A 3948-nucleotide genomic window follows, 5' to 3' on the forward strand; every position below is an offset into this window, starting at 1 on the left:
CGCTCCGGCCGGAGCGAGACCGGGCCGCAGGGACCACGGAGGGCGTCCGCCGCCTGTGGCAGCAGCCGGCGTTGCGCTCCCTGGTCGTCGCGGGCGGCTGCGCCATGACGGCGTCGGGCCTCAGCGGCACCGCCACCTACGCCCTTCTCGACGCGGGACTGCGGCAACCGGCGGCGTTCGCCGGCGTGCTCAGCTCGACGCAGGGGCTCGGGTCCGTCATCGGCGGTCTGGCCGCCGGGGCCCTCCTGCGCCGCGTTCCGGCCCGAGTCCTGTCGGCGGCCGGCCTCGTTCTCTTCGCCCTCGGCGCACTGGCCCGGACCACCCCGCTCCTCCCCGTGGTGCTGGGGGGCGGCCTGCTCATCGGGGTGGGCCTGCCCTGGCCTCTCATCAGCGCGCTGACCACGATGCAGACCACGACACCGAACGAACTGCTCGGCCGGGTCTCGGCCACCGCGAACACGATGATCTTCGCCCCGACCGGTCTCGCCATCCTCGCGGGCACGGCGATGGTGGCCGTCCTGGACTACCGGGTGCAGCTCCTCGCGGCCGGGGTGCTCGCCCTGACGACGGCTCTGCTGCTCGCGCTCTCCGGCCGTACCCGCGCCGAACCGCCGGAAGGGCCGGGCACGGATCGCCGGCTGCGGGAAGCCGACGCCCCAAAGGAGGGCCGGGGCCGAACCCGGTGAAGGAGAGACCGCCCGGCCGCCCCGTAGCGGCTCGGGCGCCGCACCCGTCACCGCGATGCCTCAACTCATCCGGATCCGGGGGAAGTACGGCAGGATGCCGCCACCGCGCGATGCCTCCCTGTCACCCCTTCCCTACGGAGCGAGTTCGCACTTCCTCCCCACCGGGAAGCATGTGAGACTGGCGTCCCGTCCGCAGTGCGGGCACCCTTCCGCACCGACCCCCACGAGAAGTGCGCCGTGCGTTCCTTTCCTCTGCCGATAGCCCTGGCCGCGCGCCTGTCCCCGGTGCTCGTCCTCGCCGCGGCGGGCTGGGCGCTGACGTCCGGGTCCTCCTCCGAGCCGCAGGCCGCCGAGAAGAAGGAGCCGGAGGCGACGGCGTCGCGGTCCGCCTCCGCCCCGTCGGCGACGGCCGCGCCGAAGACGTACACCGCCGCTCCCGCGCCCTGCGGCAGCATCGCCGAAAAGACCGTCAAGTCCCTCGTGCCGAAGGCGAAGACGGAGGGCAAGGAGATCAGGTCCACCGACTCCGCGCTGCGGCGGACCTGTTCGTGGAACGCGCTCGACGGCTACGAGTACCGCTGGCTCGACGTGTCCTTCGAGGTCCTGCAGTCGGACGAGGCGGCCGAGCGTTCGTACCGGGGGCGGCTGGAGGACAGGAGCGGCGGGGGCGCGGTCCCCGGGCTCGGCGACGCCGCGTACTCGGTCGTGGACCTCACCACCGAGGACAAGCAGCAGACCCGGGAGGGCGTGGTCGTGGCCCGCGTCTCCAACGCGCTGGTGGTCGTGACGTACAACGGCAGCGACTTCGAGTCGAAGAAGGCCCCCTCCACGGACGAGATCAACAAGGGCGCCATCAAGGCCGCCAGGGAAGCGGTGGCGGCCCTGCTGGCGGGCAAGGCCTGAGGCGGGCGGGCACGACGGTCCGGGCGGGGGCGCTCCGGCGGCCGGGGCCCCGGCGTCCGGACGCGGGTCAGTCGTCGAGTGCCGGGATGACGTGCGTGCCGTAGGCGTCGATCACGCTCTCCTGGGCGTCGTGCATGTCGTAGACGGCGAACTGGTCGACGCCCAGCGCGCGGAGCGCCTTCAGCTTCCCGACGTGCTGCTCCGCGGTGCCGATCAGGCAGAACCGGTCGACGATCCCGTCAGGCACGAACGCGGTGTCGGGGTTGCCGCTGCGGCCGTGGTGGGCGTAGTCGTAGTCCTGGCGGGAGGCGATGTAGTCGGTCAGTTCGTGCGGGACGACGCCGCCGTCGGCGCCGTAGCGGGCCACCAGGTCGGCGACGTGGTTGCCGACCATCCCGCCGAACCAGCGGCACTGCTCGCGCGCGTGGGCGAGTGCCCCGGGTGAGTCGTCCTCGGTGACGTAGGCCGGGGCGGCGACGCAGACGGTCACCTCGGCGGGGTCGCGTCCGGCGGCGACGGCGGCGTCCTTGACGGCCCCGACCATGGTCCCGGTGAGGTAGGGGTCGGCGAGCTGGAGGATGAAGCCGTCGGCCTCCTCCCCCGCCATCCGCAGCGCCTTCGGCCCGTACGCGGCCATCCACACGGGGAGCCGGGCGTCCTTCCCGATCCAGGGGAAGCGGACGACGGTGCCGCCGCCGAGGTCGGCCTCCCCGCCCTCGGCGAGGGTGCGGATGACCTTCATGGCCTCGCTCACGCGGGCCAGGGTGTTGGGGGCGCGGCCGGCGACCCGCATCGCGGAGTCGCCCCGGCCGATGCCGCAGACGGTGCGGTTGCCGAACATGTCGTTGAGGGTGGCGAAGGTGGAGGCGGTGACCTCCCAGGTGCGGGTGCCCGGGTTGGTGACCATCGGGCCGACGGTCAGCGTCGTCGTGTGGGACAGGATCTGGCTGTGGATGACGAACGGTTCCTGCCAGAGCACGGCGGAGTCGAAGGTCCAGCCGTGGGTGAAGCCGGCCCGTTCGGCGCGCCGCATCAGGTCGACGACCCGGGAGGCCGGCGGGTCGGTCTGCAGTACGAGTCCGAAGTCCATGCGCACCGTTCCTAGGTGAGGTACTGGCAGGTGGAACGCGGGGTGTAGACGCCGTGTCCGGCGCGGCCGGTGTACTCCCGTTCGGTGATGACGGGTTCGCCGCGTGAGAGGACGGTCTCGACGCGGCCGGTGACGCGCCTGCCCTCGTAGGCGGAGTAGTCGACGTTCATGTGGTGGGTCTCGGCGGAGAGGATCTGCTCGGCGTGCGGGTCGTAGATCACGACGTCGGCGTCGGAGCCCGGCACGAGGGTGCCCTTCTTCGGGTACAGGCCGAACATGCGGGCCGGGGTGGCGCAGGCGACCTCGATCCAGCGGCGGCGGGTGAGGTGCCCGTCGACGACCGCCTGGTGGAGCAGGTCCATGCGGTTCTCGACGCCCGGCAGGCCGTTGGGGATCTTCGAGAAGTCGCCGCGGCCGAGGTCCTTCTGGCCGATGAAGCAGAACGGGCAGTGGTCGGTGGAGACCACCTGGAGGTCGTCGGTGCGCAGGCCCCGCCACAGCGCGGCCTGGTGCTCCTTCGGCCGCAGGGGCGTGCTGCACACGTACTTGGCGCCCTCGAAATCCGGCTCGGCGAGGTTGTCGGTGGACAGGAACAGGTACTGCGGGCAGGTCTCGCCGAAGACGTCCAGGCCCTCGTCGCGGGCCCGCGCCAGTTCGGCGACCGCCTCCGCCGCGGAGACGTGCACGACGTACAGCGGGGCGCCGGCGACTTGGGCGAGGCGGATGGCGCGGTGGGTGGCCTCGGCCTCGAGCAGGGCCTTGCGGACCTCGCCGTGGTGGCGGGGGCCGGTCTCGCCGCGGGCCAGGGCCTGTTCGACGAGGACGTCGATCGCGATGCCGTTCTCGGCGTGCATCATGATCAGGCCCCCGTTCTCCGCGGACCGCTGCATGGCGCGCAGGATCTGTCCGTCGTCGGAGTAGAAGACGCCGGGGTAGGCCATGAACTGCTTGAAGGAGGTGACGCCCTCCTCGACCAGCCGGTCCATCTCCTTGAGGGTGCCCGGGTTCACGTCGGAGACGATCATGTGGAAGCCGTAGTCGACGGCGCAGTTGCCCTCGGCCTTGGCGTGCCAGGCGTCCAGTCCCTCGCGCAGGGAGCGGCCGACGCTCTGCACGGCGAAGTCCACGACGGTCGTCGTGCCGCCCCAGGCGGCGGCCCGGGTGCCGGTCTCGAAGGTGTCGGAGGCGAAGGTGCCGCCGAACGGCAGCTCCATGTGGGTGTGGACGTCGACGCCGCCCGGCAGGACGTACCTGCCGGTGGCGTCGACG

The 3948-nt window shown here is 72.4% G+C and carries 4 protein-coding genes; 2 read left to right on the forward strand and 2 right to left on the reverse strand.

The window, feature by feature from the left end:
* Both AOK18_RS24515 and AOK18_RS24520 read left to right on the forward strand, forming a co-directional pair.
* Positions 1 to 686, forward strand: a 686-nt coding sequence (locus AOK18_RS24515) for an MFS transporter (protein WP_157865161.1), incomplete at its 5' end; no start/stop codon positions are given.
* A 237-nt stretch (positions 687 to 923) separates the two neighbouring features.
* Entirely contained in the window at positions 924 to 1589 is a 666-nt protein-coding gene (locus tag AOK18_RS24520) for a hypothetical protein (RefSeq protein ID WP_055695732.1), read from the forward strand.
* Positions 1590 to 1656: 67 nt separating this feature from the next.
* Here AOK18_RS24520 and AOK18_RS24525 read toward each other — a convergent pair whose 3' ends face one another.
* Positions 1657 to 2679, reverse strand: a complete 1023-nt coding sequence (locus tag AOK18_RS24525) for a TIGR03842 family LLM class F420-dependent oxidoreductase (RefSeq protein WP_055695730.1) — start codon at positions 2677 to 2679, stop codon at positions 1657 to 1659.
* A gap of 11 nt (positions 2680 to 2690) precedes the next feature.
* On the reverse strand, positions 2691 to 3948 hold a 1258-nt coding region (gene hydA, locus AOK18_RS24530), incomplete at its 5' end, for a dihydropyrimidinase (RefSeq protein ID WP_055695731.1).

Origin of the sequence: Streptomyces prasinopilosus (genome assembly GCF_001419695.1) — a bacterium.
GTDB classification, from domain to species: domain Bacteria; phylum Actinomycetota; class Actinomycetes; order Streptomycetales; family Streptomycetaceae; genus Streptomyces; species Streptomyces prasinopilosus.